Source organism: Streptomyces sp. AHA2 (assembly GCF_036857595.1).
In the GTDB taxonomy this organism is placed as follows: domain Bacteria; phylum Actinomycetota; class Actinomycetes; order Streptomycetales; family Streptomycetaceae; genus Streptomyces.
Window position 1 is genome coordinate 89,081 of sequence record NZ_JAUQWJ010000009.1, and the last position, 17,197, is coordinate 106,277.

At 72.8% G+C, this 17,197-nt stretch carries 15 protein-coding genes; 5 read left to right on the plus strand and 10 right to left on the minus strand.

Features of this window, described 5'->3' with window-relative positions:
- Positions 1-163: 163 nt before the first annotated feature.
- The gene (locus tag Q5694_RS19860; protein ID WP_333934515.1) at positions 164-2,647 is read right to left on the minus strand and encodes an alpha-L-arabinofuranosidase C-terminal domain-containing protein; all 2,484 of its coding nucleotides are present in this window, start codon (positions 2,645-2,647) and stop codon (positions 164-166) included.
- A 128-nt stretch (positions 2,648-2,775) separates the two neighbouring features.
- On the opposite strand from Q5694_RS19860, the gene Q5694_RS19865 reads away from it, so the two are divergent.
- Complete coding sequence (locus tag Q5694_RS19865; protein WP_333934516.1) at positions 2,776-3,216, plus strand: DUF6314 family protein; 441 nt, start codon at positions 2,776-2,778, stop codon at positions 3,214-3,216.
- On the opposite strand, the gene Q5694_RS19870 is transcribed toward Q5694_RS19865, so the two are convergent.
- The 3 genes from Q5694_RS19870 to Q5694_RS19880 all read right to left on the minus strand — a co-directional run bounded on the left by Q5694_RS19870 (position 3,198) and on the right by Q5694_RS19880 (position 5,850).
- Complete coding sequence (locus Q5694_RS19870; protein ID WP_333934517.1) at positions 3,198-3,791, minus strand: histidine phosphatase family protein; 594 nt, start codon at positions 3,789-3,791, stop codon at positions 3,198-3,200. The two genes, Q5694_RS19865 and Q5694_RS19870, sit on opposite strands and share 19 nt — an antisense overlap.
- Before the next feature lie 141 nt (positions 3,792-3,932).
- Complete coding sequence (locus Q5694_RS19875; RefSeq protein ID WP_333934518.1) at positions 3,933-4,373, minus strand: GNAT family N-acetyltransferase; 441 nt, start codon at positions 4,371-4,373, stop codon at positions 3,933-3,935.
- A gap of 40 nt (positions 4,374-4,413) precedes the next feature.
- Complete coding sequence (locus tag Q5694_RS19880) at positions 4,414-5,850, minus strand: aminotransferase-like domain-containing protein (RefSeq protein WP_333934519.1); 1,437 nt, start codon at positions 5,848-5,850, stop codon at positions 4,414-4,416.
- Here Q5694_RS19880 and Q5694_RS19885 point away from each other — a divergent pair.
- On the plus strand, positions 5,849-6,862 hold the full coding sequence (locus tag Q5694_RS19885) for a DMT family transporter (protein ID WP_333934520.1): 1,014 nt from the start codon (positions 5,849-5,851) through the stop codon (positions 6,860-6,862). The genes Q5694_RS19880 and Q5694_RS19885 overlap by 2 nt on opposite strands.
- Positions 6,863-6,951: 89 nt before the next feature.
- On the plus strand, positions 6,952-7,152 hold the full coding sequence (locus Q5694_RS19890) for a DUF1918 domain-containing protein (RefSeq protein WP_333934521.1): 201 nt from the start codon (positions 6,952-6,954) through the stop codon (positions 7,150-7,152).
- 9 nt (positions 7,153-7,161) lie between these two features.
- Here the strand turns inward: Q5694_RS19890 and Q5694_RS19895 are convergent, their stop codons facing one another.
- Positions 7,162-8,391: a glycoside hydrolase family 10 protein gene (locus Q5694_RS19895; protein WP_443040904.1), complete on the minus strand. Its 1,230-nt coding sequence runs from the start codon at positions 8,389-8,391 to the stop codon at positions 7,162-7,164.
- A gap of 179 nt (positions 8,392-8,570) precedes the next feature.
- Between Q5694_RS19895 and Q5694_RS19900 the strand changes: the two genes are divergently transcribed.
- Positions 8,571-9,446 (plus strand): 3-hydroxybutyryl-CoA dehydrogenase, encoded by an 876-nt coding sequence (locus tag Q5694_RS19900; RefSeq protein ID WP_333934523.1) that lies wholly within the window; start codon positions 8,571-8,573, stop codon positions 9,444-9,446.
- 240 nt (positions 9,447-9,686) lie between these two features.
- The gene (locus Q5694_RS19905) at positions 9,687-9,944 is read left to right on the plus strand and encodes a hypothetical protein (RefSeq protein ID WP_333934524.1); all 258 of its coding nucleotides are present in this window, start codon (positions 9,687-9,689) and stop codon (positions 9,942-9,944) included.
- Between the two features lie 11 nt (positions 9,945-9,955).
- Here the strand turns inward: Q5694_RS19905 and Q5694_RS19910 are convergent, their stop codons facing one another.
- From Q5694_RS19910 to pheS, 5 genes are all read right to left on the minus strand, one after another.
- Positions 9,956-10,501 (minus strand): NUDIX hydrolase, encoded by a 546-nt coding sequence (locus Q5694_RS19910; protein WP_333934525.1) that lies wholly within the window; start codon positions 10,499-10,501, stop codon positions 9,956-9,958.
- Positions 10,502-10,607: 106 nt separating this feature from the next.
- Entirely contained in the window at positions 10,608-11,948 is a 1,341-nt protein-coding gene (locus Q5694_RS19915; RefSeq protein ID WP_333934526.1) for a transcriptional regulator, read from the minus strand.
- A gap of 253 nt (positions 11,949-12,201) precedes the next feature.
- Positions 12,202-13,224 carry a PP2C family protein-serine/threonine phosphatase gene (locus Q5694_RS19920; RefSeq protein ID WP_333934527.1) on the minus strand — a complete coding sequence of 341 codons (1,023 nt, stop codon included), beginning with the start codon at positions 13,222-13,224 and terminating at the stop codon, positions 12,202-12,204.
- A 214-nt stretch (positions 13,225-13,438) separates the two neighbouring features.
- Positions 13,439-15,952 (minus strand): phenylalanine--tRNA ligase subunit beta, encoded by a 2,514-nt coding sequence (gene pheT / locus Q5694_RS19925; protein ID WP_333934528.1) that lies wholly within the window; start codon positions 15,950-15,952, stop codon positions 13,439-13,441.
- Positions 15,952-17,073 carry a phenylalanine--tRNA ligase subunit alpha gene (gene pheS / locus Q5694_RS19930; protein WP_333934529.1) on the minus strand — a complete coding sequence of 374 codons (1,122 nt, stop codon included), beginning with the start codon at positions 17,071-17,073 and terminating at the stop codon, positions 15,952-15,954. The genes pheT and pheS overlap by 1 nt, the downstream gene beginning before the upstream one ends.
- Positions 17,074-17,197 lie beyond the last annotated feature (124 nt).

Genomic DNA, 17,197 nt, shown 5'->3' on the forward strand with positions numbered 1-17,197 from the left:
AACGGGCCGCCTCCGGCCGGGCTCACGCCGGACGTGACCCGGCCGGAGGCGGCCCGCGGGCATCCCTTCCGCCGGGCCGGCCCGGGCGGGACCGGTTCCGGCGGAAGGGCGCCTGACGGCACCGGTCAAGCGGGGACGAGGAGCGCCCCGGCCGGCGCCACGCTCACCTGCGTCCGATCCTCAGGAACGTCACCGAGTTCGGCGGGAAGGTGTGGGTGAACTTGTCGGCCACGCCCCGGAGGGTGGACGTCACCGGGGCCACCGGCGTGTCCGTCTCCGTGTTCGCCGCGTCCTGGTCGGCGGCCAGCATGGTCACTCGGGCCGTGGAGGCGACCCGGGCGCCGCCGAGGTCGACGGCCGTGCGGGCCTCGGCCGGCTGGGCGTTGACGACCTTGACGATCAGGTCACCGGTCCGGTCGTCCCGGGTCACCACCTGACGGAACGGCTCGGCCGGCTTGTCGTCGGTGAAGCGGCCCCACTCCTTGCCGTCGAGGAACAGCGTGACCTGGCGGCCGCGCACCTTGACGTCGACGTCGTAGGCACGGCCCGTCTCGATGGAACCGGGCTTGGTCAGCAGGGTGCTCTTCCCGCCGTCCACGGCCTGCTCGACGGCGGACTGGGTGTTGTTCCAGCCGCCCAGGTTCCACCAGTAGTAGGTGCCGGTGTCCTTGACGCCGAAGGCGATCAGGAAGCCCTCCTTGCCCGACTTCTTGGTGGCCTTGACGTGCAGGTCGTAGTCCTTCCAGGCCGGGTCGCCGGCCGTGACCATGGTGTTCTCGGCGACCGGGTCGGTCTGCACGTACTGGCCGTCCTGGATGCTCCAGCTGCCGGTGCCGTCGTGCCGCCACCGCGAGGCGTCACCGGAGAAGTCCTCGCTCAGCAGGGCCGAGCCGTCGGCCGCGGTGACCTTCACGTCGTCGTACGCGGCGCTGGTCGCCCACGTGGACAGGCCCACGGCGCCGGTGATCGGGCCGCTGACGCCGGGCGTGGCCGTGGCCGCCGACGGCACCACGCGGTCGCCGACGTTGGTCATGAACAGCTTCTGGACCTCGTAGTTGGCCGAGTTCCAGGAGGCGCGGTTGTTGAACCAGATCATGTCGGGGCGCCACTGCACGTAGTCCTCGTTGGCCAGCAGGGGGGCGTACGAGGCGAGCTTGACGACGTCCGCGTTGCGCTCCAGGCCGGTCATGAAGGCCGCTTCAGCGAGGCCGTTCCTCCAGTCGTTGCCCTGGGAGGCGTATTCCCCCAGGAAGACCTTCGGGCCGTTCCTGTCGTAGGAGTCGTAGCGGTCGTTGTTCCGCAGGAACCAGTCCGGGCTGTTGTAGTAGTGCTCGTCGACCATGTCGACCTCGCCCTCGCGGTTGAGCTGCCAGGCGGTGTCGAAGACCGTACCGGCGTCGTCCGGGCCGGAGTTGGAGATGACGGTGATGCCCGGGTGCTTCGCCTCGATGGCGGCCCGGAACCGCTCGAAGCGCGCGAAGAACTCCTTCGGGAGGTTCTCCTCGTTGCCGACGCCGATGTGGGTCAGACGGAAGGGCGCGGGGTGGCCCATCCGCGCACGGACCTTGCCCCACGTCGAGGTCGCCGGGCCGTTGGCGAACTCGATGAGGTCGAGGGTGTCCTGGATGTGCCGCTTCAGCAGGGCGTCGTCGTCGATGGCCTTGTTCTGGCCGCAACCGGTGACCAGGGCGGGGACGACGGGCAGCGGCATGGCGCCGATGTCCTCGGAGAAGCGGAAGTACTCGTAGTAGCCGAGGCCGTAGCTCTGGTTGTAGCCCCAGAAGTTGGCGTTGGTGGCGCGCTCCTCGACCGGCCCGACCGTGTCCTTCCACTGGTAACTGCGCTTGCGCTCCCAGCCGCTCGCCTCGCTGTAGTCCGCCATGGAGCCGGTGTTGACCAGGCAGCCGCCGGGGAAGCGCACGAAGCCGGGCTTCAGCGCGGCGATCTTCTCGGCGAGGTCCTTGCGCAGGCCGTTGGCCTGGTTCTTGTACGTCTCGCGCGGGAAGAGCGACACCATGTCCAGCGCGGCGGCGTTCGAGGCGGCGACGGCGAGGCGGCCGCGGTTGCTGGTGCGGCTCGCGGTGAAGGCGGCCTCGTACTTCGCCCAGCCGCCCCTGACGGCGACCTGCCGGGCGGTGGCCAGGCTGCCCGCGGCGTCCTTCAGGGAGACGGTGAGCGTGCTGCCGCTCCCGGCGCGTGCCCACACGGAGAAGTCGTACCGCTTGCCCTGCTCGACCCGGATCCCGGTGTTGTAGCCCGTGTTGGTGACGGACGAACCGGCGCCCAGGGCGAGGTAGTTGCGGTTGCGTTCGTTGAGCCGGCCCGAGTCGTCGACGACCTCGGCCGTACCGGCGGCCGTCCAGGAGGTCAGGGGCGTGTAGGAGCCGTTGTCGGCCGTGGAGTACTCGAAGGAGCGGTTCTGCACCAGCTCCGCGTACAGGCCGCCGTCGGCGGCGCGGTTGATGTCCTCGAAGAAGACGCCGTACATCGTGTCGTCGATGGCCGCGCCCCGGGCGGAGGGGTCGACGGTGATCGTGTAGTCGGTGACGTCCTCGGCGTGCGCCGGGGCCGGTACGAGGGCTGCTGCCGTCAGGAGGGCGGTGGCCGTGAGGCCCGCTCTCGCTCGCGTGCGGGCGGTGCGTGGCATGGATACTCCGCGGCTCTCGGTGTTCGAAATACCGGACATTGGTCAACACTTCGAACGGCAAGATAGGGAGGGGGCGGAAGCGCGTCAATGGGTCGCGCAGCACCGGACGGGAGGGAGAGCGGTCGGGGATGGGCGAGTTCTGGCCGGTGCCGGACGCACTGGCATATCTGGCCGGGCGGTGGCGGGTGTCGCGGACCGTGCGCGATCTGGCCGGCGGCGCGGAAGGGCAGTTCGCAGGGACCACCGCCTTCGGCGCACTGGAGGGGGGCGGGCTGCTGCATCAGGAGTCCGGCACCTTCACCTGGCAGGGCGTCACCCGGCCCGCGGAGCGGACGCTGCTGTTCCTGCCGGGGCCGGACGGCACGGCACACGTGCGGTTCACGGACGGGCGGCCCTTCCACGACCTCGACCTGAGGCCGGGGCGGCACGTCGCCGACCACCCCTGTTCGGCCGACCTCTACCGCGGCGAGTTCACCGTCCGCGACGCGGACCACTGGCGGACCGTGTGGCGGGTGCGCGGCCCCGCCAAGGACCTGGTGCTGCGTACCGACTACGCGCGCGAGCGCTGAGCCGACGCCCCGTCGAACCGCAGGTTCCAGCGGCCGGCCCGGCCCGCCACGGCCGTCGTCGACAGCGGCCGGACGTCGATGTTCCAGTACGTCGAGGGCGGCGCCTGCAGGACGTACACCAGGGCGGCCCGGATCACGGACGGCTCGGCGACCGCCACCACCCGGCAGCCGTCCTCCACCGGCCGGGTGTCGAGCCAGCCGCCGATCCGGGAGACGAAGTCGACCAGGGACTCCCCGCCGTGCGGTGCGGACCGCGGATCGGTGAGCCACGCGTCGACCGTCTCCGGCTCCCGGGCCATCGCCTCGCCCAGGGTCAGCCCGCGCCAGCGGCCCATGTCGCAGTCGCGCAGCCCCAGTTGGACGAGCGGCGCGTAACCGAGCCCCTCACCCGTCGCCCGGCTGCGCGGGGCAGGTGAGCAGTAGCGCAGGTCGGCGGCGGCGAGGGGCAGCAGCTCCGGGGCCACCCGCTCCACCTCGCCCCAGCCGGCCTGGTCCAGTGGCCGGTCGTCCTCGAAGCGCTCGGCCGGCGGCACGGAGCTGCGCGCGGCGGCGACGAACGTGACCCGAAGTGACATGCGGCGATCGTGAGTGCAGCAAGTGCGCAGGTCAAGAGGTGTTGTCCGCCAGTTACCGAGGGTGCGTAGGCGTTCACGGGGCGACGCCCCTCATCGGGTGAAGGTGGTGATCGCGTGAAGGCCCTGGTGCCGCCGAGGCCGTCATCGGCTGAAGACGAGCGCCATCCAGTGCTCGGGCCGCTCCAGCGGAGCGAAGCCGTGCCGGGCGTACACCTCGTGGGCGTCGTGCGTGGCGAGCAGCACCCGGCGCACGCCGTACTCCCGCGTCTCCTCGCACACGGCACCCACCAGTGCGCCGCCGATGCCCTTCCCGCGCACCGACGGGTCGACGTACACGTCGCAGAGCCAGGCGAAGGTCGCCCGGTCCGTGACGACGCGGGCGTAGGCGACCTGCTCCCCCGACACCGTGTCGTGGACGCCGAAGTTGAGCGACCCCTCGATCGCACGGTCCTGCTTCTCGCGCGGGCGGCCAAGCGCCCAGTACGCGTCGGTGGACAGCCAACGGTGCACCCGCTCGCGGTCGACGCGGGCGGGGTCGGTGGAGATCTCGTAGCCCTCGGGCAGGGGCGGGGTGGCGTTCATGGCGCGATGCTCGCAGGCCGCCCGAGGGCGCGTCGAGAGGTTATCCGAGCACCTCGTCACGGGCGGCCCGCAGCCGCCGGACGCCCTCCGCGATCTCCCCGGTGCCGGCGACGGCGGCGAAGCTGAGCCGCAGGTGGGCGGCCGGGGGCTCGGCACTGAAGTACGGGCGGCCCGGGGTGACCGCGACGCCGGTGCGCAGGGCGGCCGCCACCAGCGCCGGTTCGTCCGTGCCGTCGGGCAGGCGCGGCCACAGGTGGTAACCGCCGGATGGCACGTGCGCCAGGGTCAGTTCGGGCAGGTGCAGGGCGAGCGCGGAGGTCATCGCGTCCCGGCGGGCCTTCAACTCCGCGGAGACGGCCCGCAGGTGGCGGGGCCAGGCGGGCGAGCCGACGAGTTCGAGCGCGGCCTCCTGCAGGGGGCGCGGCACGAAGAACGTGTCGACGACCTGGATGGCCCGCAGCCGTTCCAGCACCGGGCCCCGGGCGGCCAGGGCGCTCACCCGGAAGCTCGGGGAGGTCGCCTTGGTGAGGGAGGAGACGTGGACGACGACGCCGTCGGGGTCGTCGGCCGCCAGCGGGCGCGGCAGCGGCCCGGAGTCCTCGTGCACGAGCCGCCGTACGAAGTCGTCCTCGACGACGAACGCCCCGGCCTCACGGGCGATGCGCAGCACCTCGGCACGCCGCCCGGGCGCGAGGACGGCGCCGGTGGGGTTCTGGAAGAGGGGCTGGCAGACGAAGACCGGGGCGCCGGTGGCCCGGAAGGCGTCGGCCAGCAGCGCCGGGCGGACACCGTCGGCGTCCACCGGGACGGGTACCGGGCGCAGCCCCGCGGCCCGGGCGATGGCGAGCATGCCGGGGTAGGTCGGCGACTCGACCAGGACCGGGGCGCCCGGCGGGGCGAGGGCGCGCAGGGCGGTGGTGAGCGCCGACTGCCCGCCCGAGGTGATCAGCACCTCGGCGGCCGTGACGCAGCCGCCGATGCCGCGCGCGAACCACTCCCGCAGCTCGGGCAGGCCCTCCATGGGCGGCCGGCCCCAGGCCCCCGGGCGGCGGCCGGCCCGCGACAGGGCGGCGGCCATGGCACGCTCGGGCTGCAACGAGGGGTGCAGGTAACCGCCGTTGAACTCGACCACCCCGGGCGGCGGGGCGGCCAGGGACACCAGCACCCCGGAGGCGTCCACCGAGCGCGGCACGAGGTCGGCGGCGCCCTCCGCGCTGAGGGCGACCTCCTGCCAGGAGGTGTCCCCGGCCGGGGCCGGTGCCGTCCTGGCCTGCGCGCGGAACGCCCCGGCGCCGGGGCGGGTGACCACCAGTCCCTCGGCGGCCAGCTGCGCCAGGGCGCGCGAGACGGTCACCGGGCTGACCCGGAACCGCTCCACGAGCGCCCGGCTCGACGGCAGCTTTCCACCGGGTGAGTAGCGGTCGAGCTCCCGTCTGAGCTGTTCCGCCAGTTCGCCTACGCTGCTACGCTCTTGCATGAGAGCACAGAGTAGCGCTACTGCGGGCACCGGGATAGCGGTCGACGCGTCGGCCCCCGGCGCGACGGACGGCGGGGCCACGCCCGGCAGCGGCGTGCGGGACACCGGCCCCGCCGCGGGCGACGGACGGCGAGGGCGGGCTCCGGGTGCGGACCGGGCCGGTTTCGGGACCCTTCAGGCGGCGCTCGGCGTCGTCGCCTTCTCCCTCACCTTCCCCGCCACCGCGTGGGGTCTGGAGGGGTTCGGCCCCTGGTCGCTGGTCGCCGTGCGCAGCGTCCTGGCCGCGGTGATCGCGGGCGGCGCCCTGCTGGCCCTGCGGGTGCCGCCACCCGCCCGCCGCCACTGGCCGGGGCTCGCCGTCGTCGCCGCCGGGGTCGTCCTCGGATTCCCGCTGCTGACCACGCTGGCGCTGCAGACGTCGACCACCGCTCACGCCGCGGTCGTGGTGGGCCTGCTCCCCCTCACCACCGCGGTGTTCTCCGCGTTCCGGGTCGGTGCCCGGCCCTCGCGGACCTTCTGGTGCGCGGCCCTGGCGGGCGCGGCGGCGGTCCTCGCCTTCACCGTGCAGCAGAGCGGCGGTGCCCTGACCACCGCCGACCTGTACCTCTTCGCGGCGCTGCTGGTCTGCGCGGCGGGTTACACCGAGGGCGGCCGGCTGGCCCGGGTCATGCCGGGCTGGCACGTGATCGGATGGGCGCTGGTGCTGTGCCTGCCGCTGACGGTGCCGGTCGCCGCGCTCGCCCTGGCGCGGGAGCCGGTGGACCTCACCGCCCACAGCGTGGCAGGACTGTTGTGGGTCGCGGCCGGTTCCCAGTTCCTCGGGCTGGTCGTCTGGTACCGCGGCATGGGGATCATCGGCATTCCCAAGGCCAGCCAGTTGCAGCTGGCCCAGCCCCTGCTCACACTGGTGTGGTCGGTGCTGCTGCTGGGCGAGCACCTGACGGTGGCCGCCCCGCTGACGGCCGCGGCGGTGCTGGTGTGCATCGCCGTCACACAGCGGGCCCGCGGCTGAGGGACGGCGTCCGGCCCCCGCCCGCGGGGCCCCGCGCCGCGGACTCCAGACCGCGGACCGCCGCTGCAACACCTCGTGAGGAGGTCCCGATGCGCGCAACCGTGGGCGACCGGCTGGTCCAGCACGGCAGGGTGGTCGGTCAGCACGACAAGGTCGGCGAGATCGTCGAAGTCCTCGGCGACGAGGGCAACCCCCCGTACCGCGTCCGGTTCGAGGACGGGCACGAGGGAGTGTGCTCTCCCGGGCCCGACACCGAGATCCGGCACCGGGAGACCACCACCGGCCCCTGACCCGGCGGCTCAGCGCGGAGGGTCGGCCGGCAGCCCGTAGTGGTCGGCCACCACCCTCGCCATCGCCCCGATCCGGTCGGCCGCCACGTCCCTGGCGGCGAAGTAGACGTGCCCGCGCACCGGCGCGTGCTCCGCCGCGAGCGTCAGGTGCCGGGACAGTTCGGCCGGCTGCTGCCAGGCCGCCGGCTGCGCCGGGTCGCCGGCCTTGTACAGCGCCTCCCCCACGTACAGCTGCGTCGAACTGCCGCGCGCGACCTCCGCCCACCAGGGCACCAGCTTGGCGTAGTCGGCGGCGGCGAAGCCGATGTTCCAGTACAGCTGCGGCACGATGTAGTCGATCCAGCCCTCCCGCACCCAGGTGCGGGTGTCCGCGTACAGGTCGTCGTAGGTCTCCACACCGGCCCGGGTGTCCGAACCCGCCGGATCCGTCGAAGCGTTGCGCCACACACCGAAGGGACTGATGCCGAACGCGGTCCCCGGCCGGAGCTCCTTGACCCGGTCCGCCGTCTCGCGCACCAGCCGGTCGATGTTGTCCCGCCGCCACGCGGCCCGGTCCGGGAAACCGCCGCCGTGCTCCTCGTAGGCGTCGTCGTCGTCGAAGTTCTGGCCGGCCACCGGGTACGGGTAGAAGTAGTCGTCGAAGTGGACGCCGTCCACGGGGTACCGGGCCACCGCGTCGAGCATCGCGTCCTCCACGAACGCGCGGACCTCCGGCATCCCCGGGTTGTAGAAGAGCTTCCCGCCGTACGCGACCACCCAGTCGGGGTTCTCCCGTGCCGGATGGGAGGCGACCAGACGGCCGGGATCGGCGTGGGCGGCGACCCGGTACGGGTTGAACCAGGCGTGCAGCTTCAGGCCCCGCGCGTGGGCCTCCTCGACGGCCGTGCCCAGCGGGTCCCAGCCCGGGTCCTTGCCCTGCGTGCCGGTGAGGTACTGCGACCAGGGCTCGTACGGCGAAGGCCACAGGGCGTCCGCGGTGGGCCGGACCTGGAAGAAGACGGTGTTGAGCCGGTTGCGGACGGCCGTGTCGAGGTGGGTGAGCAGCTCGGAGCGCTGCTGCGCGGCGCTGAGGCCGGGCTGGGAGGGCCAGTCCCGGTTGGCCACGGTGGCGAGCCACACCCCGCGCATCTCGATGGCCGGCGCCCCGCCCCTGCGGCCGGACGCGGCCGACGCGGGAGGCATCATCGTGAAAGCCGACAGCGCCGCCACGGCGAACGCCCTGCGTGAGACTCGTCCCATGCGCATGCCCCAAAATGCCGCGGATCCGCACCGTCGCGGATCGCTCCGGGCCCAGCATGCCCGAACCTGAACCGCCCCCGGCGATCGATCATCGATACTTGGCGGTAACGTGCACGAACGGAGCAGGCGCCGGGACCCGGCCGGCCTGCCGGTCGTGGATCAGCAGCGAAAGGGACGATGTGACGGACATCCCAGCGGGAGACATTGCACGCGTCGGAGTCGTGGGCTGCGGTCAGATGGGCGCGGGGATCGCCGAGGTGTGCGCCCGGGCCGGCCTGGACGTCATGGTCGCCGAGACCACCGGCGAAGCCCTGGAGATCGGCCGCACCCGGCTGTTCACCTCCCTGGCCAAGGCAGCCGAGCGCGGCAAGATCACCGAGGAGGAGCAGGAGGCCACGCTGGCCCGCCTGAGCTTCACCACGGACCTCGGCGAGTTCGCCGACCGTGACCTGGTGATCGAGGCGGTCGTGGAGAACGAGCAGGTCAAGACCGAGATCTTCCAGGTCCTGGACCAGGTCGTGACCCGGCCGGACGCCATCTTGGCCTCCAACACCTCCTCCATCCCGCTGGTGAAGCTGGCGGTGGCGACCTCGCGGCCCGACCAGGTCATCGGCATCCACTTCTTCAACCCGGCCCCGGTGCAGAAGCTCGTCGAGCTGATCCCCGCCCTCACCACCTCCGAGGGGACGATCAGCCGCGCCCAGCTGTTCACCGAGAAGCTGCTCGGCAAGCACGCGATCCGTGCCCAGGACCGGTCCGGCTTCGTGGTGAACGCGCTGCTGATCCCGTACCTGCTCTCGGCGATCCGGATGTTCGAGACGGGCATCGCCAGCCGCGAGGACATCGACAACGGCATGGAGATGGGCTGCGCCCACCCCATGGGCCCGCTCAAGCTCTCCGACCTCATCGGCCTGGACACCGTGGCCTCGGTCGCGCAGTCGATGTACGAGGAGTACAAGGAGCCGCTGTACGCCGCTCCGCCGCTGCTGCAGCGCATGGTCGACGCGGGCCGGCTCGGCCGCAAGACGGGCTCGGGCTTCTACACCTACTCCTGAATCCGCGCTCCCGGCCTTCCGCTCCGGAGTCCCGCCCGCGAGGCCGGTTACGGACGGTCAGATTTCGGCCATCCCACGGGCCCGGCACCTCCCTTGGTGCCGGGCCCGCGGCATGCACACACCGTGTGCGCGCCGGGCTCGCATATGCCCTCCGCACACTCTCCCCAGGCGCCCACCAGGGGAGTTGACTCCTCATGCACATGCAAGGGATGGGAAGCGACTACGGAAAGGAGCGGAATCGTGACCGTCGATCCCGAGCATCCCGTCGTCCAAGGAGAACTCGCAGAGTTACGACGCCGCCTCGACGTGGCTTACGCCCGCGTCGAGGGCGGGCTGGCTCTGCTCAGTCACCGCACCGAGGAGACCGCCAAGGAACTCGACGACCTGAACACCCGGATCCACTCGCTCGAACACGCGCGATGGCCGCTGCCGGCGGTCGCCGCCCTCACCTCCGTGGGTGCCCTCGTCGTGACGATCTGGCAGGCGTTCGGGCGCTAGAGCGGGGCGGGTCATGGCAATGTGTCGTGTCCGAGCCTGAGATGGTGCAGCAGGAGTAACGCGGCCGCCATGTTGGCGGCCGGGACCTCGCCGCGGGCGACCATGTCGGGGACGAGTTTGAGGGGCACCCATTCCCGGCGGTCCGACTCGAAGTCGTCCACGGGGTGCCCGACGTACTCGCCCTCGTCGGCCCAGTACACGTGGTGCCGGGCGTCGGTGAGCCCGTTGGACGGCTCCACGCTCATGAGGTGGCGCAGGGGTCCCGGCCGCCAGCCGGTCTCCTCCTCCAGTTCCCTCGCGGCCGCCCGGGCGACGTCCTCGCCGTGCTCGACCACGCCCGCCGCGAGCTCCCACCCCCATGTGTCGGTGATGAAGCGGTGCCGCCACAGCAGCAGCACCTCGTTGGCGTCGTTGACGACCGTGGCCACCGCGACGGGCCTCAGCCGTATGAGGAAGTGGTCCAGATGCCGGCCGTCCGGCAGTTCGACATCCGCGAGATTGACGCTGAACCAACGGTTTGAGTACACAGTTCGTTCGTTGTGTTTCGTCCACTGCACGGTTCTGCCACCTTCCGTCGAGTAAGTGGCAATATCGCAGCAGGGACGGTCCTACAGCAGGCGCACGGGAAGCGGCTCGGAGCGACGCGGGCGGCCGCCGCCCGGGCTACAACGGCACGCGCAGCGCCCCGTCGATCAGTTCGGCCGCCTCGGACGTGCCGGCGCACCCGCTGCGGGCCAGGTGCTCCCGTACCGCGCGCAGCCGGTCGCGCAGCCGCTGGGACTCCATGCCCCTGGCCTGCTCCGCCATCTGCACGGCGATGGCGACGGCCTTGTCGGCGTTGCCCCGGCGCAGCTCGATGGTGCTGAGCATGGCCAGCCGGTGCACCCGGCCGCGGTCGTGCGCCGGGTTGTCGACGGCGGCCGCGGCGTGTTCCCCGGCCGCCGCGATCTCCCCCAGGCTCAGCAGTGCCTCCGCCACCTGGACGTTGACCAGCCCCGGCTGGACATAGCCGGTCTCGTCGGGCTCGTAGCCGCGCCGGATGCGCTCGGCCGCCTGCTCGGCCCGCCGGATGCGGGACAGGGCGCTCGTGCCGTCGCCCAGGTGCGCGTACGCCTTCGCCTGCATCGCGTACAGGTCGGAGGCGAGCGCCGGGGTGATGTGCTTGCCGGCGGCCCGCAGCGCGGCCTCCGCGAAGGCGACGGCCTGCCGGTACTCCCGCATGAACAGCGACTGGTTGACCAGCAGGGCGATGACGTACGCCCCGAGCCCCCGGTCGCCGCTGGCCTTCGCCAGCCGCAGCGCCTGGTGGAAGTAGCGCTGCGCCAGCCCGTGGGCGTCGGAGTCGTAGGCGCAGATGCCGGCGACCGCCACCAAGCCCCCGGTCGCGCGGTGCAGTTGACGGCCCGTCTCGTCGGTGTAGCTGCCGCGCAGCAGCGGCGCGGCCTCGGAGTTGAGGAAGCCGACGATCCGGGCGCGCGTGGCGATGCCGCCGGCCTTGCGGTACATCTGCTCGTAGTGCGTGCGCGCGGCCCGCAGCATCTCCAGGTCGCCGGGGGTGACCCGGTGCCGGCCGCCGCGTGAGACGTCCACGTCCTCGGGCGGGTTCTCCCACTCCCACACCGGCATCACGGCGGGCGTGCCGGTGAGGGCGGGCGCGCCCAGGATGTGGGGCCGTTGCTGCTGGTCGGAGCGCCACAGCGCGGTGGCACGCTCCACGAAGCCGGACAGCGAGCCGGTGTGCGGGGCGGACGGCTCGCCGGGCACGCCGAGCCCGATGTCGTCGAGGGTGACCTGCCGCCGGAGGCGGGCGGCGAGCACCTCGCAGATGAGGTCGGGCACCTGGCCCCGGGGGCGCTGCCCCTTCAGCCAGCGCGCGACCGCGGTGTGCTCGTAACGCAGGGTCAGTCCGCGTGCTCGTCCCGCCTGGTTGACGTGGGCGGCCAGTCCCGCGTGGGAGATGCCGGCCTCGTCCAGGATCGCGTCGAGCAGAGTGTTGGGCTGCATGTGGGCCCCCCGTGTGGCTCGGTGCGGTCAGGTTAGTGGCTCCGGGTTCACACGGGGTGTGAACGGAGTACCCGAATCCGGTCCGTGTGCGCACTGTCGCTCTGCGTCGCGGACCGGTTGACTGAGTTGCCTCGAAAGAGGCCGGCCGGGCCGCCGGCTCCCCCTCGTACAGTGCGGCGGCCCGCTTGAGCCGCCCGCCCCGCCGCCTGCCCGACACTCCGTGGCGGGGCGGGCGGCCTCGCCGGCGCCGTCCTCACCGCGGTGCCAGGGGCGCGTCGCCGGCCGTGGACGCGCGGTCGCCGTTCCCGCTGTCACCGAGGGGTGCGCGCCGGCTGTTGGTGAGGATCAGCAGGGCGATGTCGTCGGCCGGTTCACCCCGGGTGTGGTGGTGCAGGGCGGTGGCGACGCGGGCGAGGACCGAACGCGGGACCGGCGGTTCGTCCCGCGCCGCGCTCTCCAGCACGGCCTGCAGCGGGAAGAACCGGCCACGGGCGTCCCGCGCGTCCTGGGCGCCGTCCGTGTACAGGAACAGTCCGTCGCCGGCGCGCAGCCGCCCCAGGCCGACGGTGGGCAGGTCGGTGCCGGGCAACGGGAACAGCCCCAGGGGCGGGTACGGTTCACCGGCCGCGAGGTGCTCCACCTCGGTGCCGCGCAGCCGGTAGGGCCACGGATGGCCGCAGTTCAGGGCGAGGATCTCGCCGTCGGCCCGGATCTCCACGAGCAGCAGGGTCACGAACTCCTCGAGGTCGCCGGTGGGATGCTCCTGGCGCAGATGCCGCTCCAGGGCGCGCTCCAGCCGGCGCAGCACACCGCCCAGGTCCTTCTCGTCGTGCGCGGCCTCGCGGAAGCAGCCGAGCACGGCGGCGACGGTCCCGAGCGCGCCGATCCCGTGCCCGCGGACGTCGCCCATCACGGCCCTCACGCCGTGCTCGGTGGCGGCGATCTCGTACAGGTCGCCGCCGATCGCCGCACCGCGTTCGGCCGACACCTGGACTGCGGCGACGTCCAGCCCGTCGACGCGGGACGGCGGCGGGCGCAGCAGCGCGTTCTGCGCGGCCCGCGCGACCCGGCGGAGCTGCCGCAGCTCACGCGTCAGCGACCGCCGCGCGTGGAGGATCAGCCCGGCGCCGACCGCGAGGAAGACGGCGCTGGTGAGGATGCGCGCCGGGAGACCGGTCTGCTGGGCGAGCGGACAGGCGAGCTTGTACGTGACGGCTGCCGCGCCCCACACCACCGGCAGTCCGAGGCAACGCACCCGGCCCCTGACGCGGATCATGCCGACGGCCCCCCATCAGGCCCCTGACACACGGAATCGGACCGGCCCGAGAAGGCCGGTCCGATTCTGTGGGACAGTCCGCCCCAAAAGCCGGGATCACCGTGCTCAACCACTCAAACGAGTGAGGTGACCGGTTCCCTTCGACGGGGCGCGGGGAACTGCGCGATCAGCCACGGCGAACCCGCGACCGACACCACCGCACAGCCGTGCGGCGCTAACTCCGCAGTTCGGCCCCCACACGCTCACCCGCGAGGGCGACGGCCGCGTCGCGGGCCGCGGACGCCTCGTCCACGGTCAGCGTCCGGTCGGCGGCCCGGAACCGCAGGGCGTAGGCGAGCGACTTGCGGCCCTCACCGAGCTGCCCGGCGTTCTCGTACACGTCGAACAACCGGACGGACTCCAGGAGTTCACCCGCGCCGTCGCGCAGCGCGGCCTCGACCTCGGCGGCCGGGACGGCCGTGTCGACGACCAGGGCGACGTCCTGCGTGGCCACGGGGAACGTGGAGATCCTCGGCGCCTCCACCGTGGTGTCACCGGCCGCCTGCACCGCGTCGAGGTCGATCTCCATCGCGCAGGCGCGCGCGGGCAGGCCCAGCGCCTTCACGACGCGGGGGTGCAACTCGCCCGCGTGGCCGACCACCCGCTCGGCGCCGTCCACGGTCACCGCCAGTTCGGCGCACCGGCCCGGGTGCCAGGGCCCGTACTGCCCCTTGCGGACGACCAGTTCGGCACCGGCCTCGCGGGCGACGGTCCGGGCCGCCTCCACCGCGTCGGCCCAGTCGGCCGGACGGCCCTTGCCCCACCAGCCGGCCTGCTCGCGCGCTCCGGTGAGGACCACGGCTGCGTGCCGCGGCTGCTCGGGCAGCGCGGCGTTCAGCTCGGCGAGCTCCGCGTCGGACGGACGGCGGTCGACGGGCAGGACGGCGGCGGTGCGCCGCTCCTCGCCGGGCAGGAAGACCAGGCCGGTCTCGAACAGGGCGAGGTCGTGCGAGCCGCGCCCGTCGTTGCGGCGCAGCGCGGCGAGCAGCCCCGGCAGCAGCGAGGTGCGCAGCGCGGGCTCCTCGTCGTTCAGCGGGTTGCTGAGCTTCACGACGCGGCGGGCCGGGTCGTCCGCCTCCAGGCCGAGCTGGTCGAAGACCTGCTCGCTGACGAAGGGGTAGTTCAGCGCCTCGACGTAGCCGGCACCGGCCAGGGCCCTGCCGACGCGGCGGTGCAGCCGCTGCCGGGCCGTCAGGCCGAGGCCGGCCGGCGGCTTGGGCAGCGTGGAGGGCAGGTTCTCGTAGCCCTCCAGCCGGATGACCTCTTCGGCCAGGTCGTTCGGGTCGGTGAGGTCGGGCCGCCAGGACGGCACGGTGACGATGAGCTCGTCCTGCCCGTACACGTCGCAGCCGATCTCCTGGAGCCGCCGGACGACCGTCTCGCGGCCGTAGACGACTCCGGCGACCTTGTCCGGGTGGTCGGCGGGGACGGTGACGGTGTGCGGGGCGCTCGGGGCGAGGACCTCGGTGACACCGGCCTCGGCGGTGCCGCCGGCGAGCAGGACCAGCAGGTCGACGGTGCGCTGCGCGGCCGCGGCGGCGGCCTGCGGGTCGACGCCGCGCTCGAAGCGCCGGGACGCCTCGGACGACAGCTTGTGGCGGCGGGCGGTGCGCGCGATCGACACCGCGTCGAAGTGCGCGGCCTCGATGACCACGTCGGCGGTGGCGTTCTGCACGTCGTCGTGGTCGGCGATCTCCGTGTCGGCACCGCCCATGACACCGGCCAGCCCGATCGGGCCTCGGTCGTCGGTGATCACCAGGTCCTCGGCGTCCAGCGTGCGCTCGACGCCGTCGAGGGTGGTGAGCTTCTCGCCCGGCTCGGCCCGGCGCACCCCGATCGTGCCCTGTACCAGGGAGCGGTCGTAGGCGTGCAGCGGCTGGCCCAGCTCCATCATCACGTAGTTCGTGACGTCGACGGCGAGCGAGATCGGGCGCATGCCGACCTTCTGCAGCCTGCGCCGGAGCCAGATCGGCGAGCGCGCCTCGGGGCTGAGGCCGGTCACCGTGCGGGCGGTGAAGCGGTCGCAGCCGGTGGGCTCGGAGATGCGCACCGGGTAGCCGTACGCGTTCGGCCCGGGCACGTCGATCAGGGCCGGGTCGCGCAGCGGCAGACCGTAGGCGATGGCGGTCTCGCGGGCGACGCCGCGGATGGACAGGCAGTCGCCGCGGTTGGCGGTGACGGCGATGTCGAGGACCTCGTCGACCAGTTCCAGCAGCTCGATGGCGTCGCGGCCGACCTCGGTCTCCGGCGGCAGCACGATGATGCCCTTGGTGCCGTCGTCACCCATGCCCAGCTCGTCGCTGGAGCAGATCATGCCGTGCGAGTTCCGGCCGTAGGTCTTGCGCGCGGAGATGGCGAAGCCGCCCGGCAGGGTGGCGCCGGGCAGGACCACGACGACCTTGTCGCCGACGGCGAAGTTGCGGGCGCCGCAGACGATCTCCTGGGGCTCACCCGTGCCGTTGGCCCGGCCGACGTCGACGGTGCAGAAGCGGATCGGCTTCTTGAAGCCCTCCAGCTCCTCGATGGTCAGCACCCGGCCGACCACCAGGGGGCCCTTGAGGTCGTGGCCGAGCTGCTCGACCGTCTCGACCTCCAGGCCCGCCGAGATCAGCTTGGCCTGGACGTCACGGCCGGTCTCGGTGGCCGGCAGGTCGACGTACTCCCGCAGCCAGGAAAGCGGGACCCGCATCAGATCTCCATCCCGAACGGCCGGGTGAACCGGACGTCACCCTCGACCATGTCTCGCATGTCTTCGACGTTGTGGCGGAACATCAGCATCCGTTCGATGCCGAACCCGAAGGCGAATCCGCTGTACTTCTCGGGGTCGACGCCGCAGGCGCGCAGCACGCGCGGGTTGACCATGCCGCAGCCGCCGAGCTCGATCCAGCCCTCGGAGGAACACGTGCGGCAGGGGCGGTCCGGGTCGCCGACGGACGCGCCGCGGCAGACGTAGCAGACCATGTCCATCTCGGCGGACGGCTCGGTGAAGGGGAAGAAGTTGGGCCGCAGCCGGGTCTTCATGCCCTCGCCGAACAGGGCCTTGACCATGTGGTCCAGCGTGCCCTTGAGGTCCGCCATCGTCAGGCCCTCGTCCACGGCGAGCAGCTCGACCTGGCGGAAGACCGGGGTGTGGGTGGCGTCCAGCTCGTCGGTGCGGTACACGACGCCGGGGCAGATCACGTAGACCGGCAGCTCGCGGTCGAGCAGCGAGCGGATCTGCACGGGCGAGGTGTGGGTGCGCAGGACGACGCCGGAGTCGGGGCCGCCGTCCGGGCCCTGCACGAAGAAGGTGTCCTGCTCGCCGCGGGCCGGGTGGTCGGGGCCGATGTTGAGGGCGTCGAAGTTGAACCACTCGGCCTCGGCCTCGGGCCCCTCGGCGACCTCGTAGCCCATGGCAACGAAGACGTCCTCGATGCGCTCCGACAGCGTGGTCAGCGGGTGGCGGGCACCGGCGGCGACGCGATCGTGGGGCAGGGTGACGTCCACCGCCTCCTCGACCAGTACGCGCGCGTCCCGCTCCGCCTCCAGCTCGGCCTGGCGGGCGGCGAGCCCCTTGTTGACGGCGCCGCGGGCCTGCCCGACGCGCTTGCCGGCGTCGGCCTTGGCGTGCGGGGGCAGGGCGCCGATCTCGCGGTTGGCGAGGGCCAGCGGGGAGGTGCCGCCGGTGTGGGCGACCTTGGCCTTCTGGAGCGCTTCGAGGGAGTCCGCGGCGGCGAAGGCGGCGAGCGCCTCGTCCCGCATGCGCTCGATCTCTTCCGGTTTCAACGCCTCGACCTCTACAGGGTCGTACGACTTATTCGGTGCCGACATCTCTTCCCGTGCTTCCGATTGGCTGGCTGAAGGTCCCCGTCACCGACTCGTGGACGGCTCGTCACGGCTTTCGGGACACAAAGGTGCCAATGGCCGAGTCTAACGGGGTGGAGGTGTACGAATG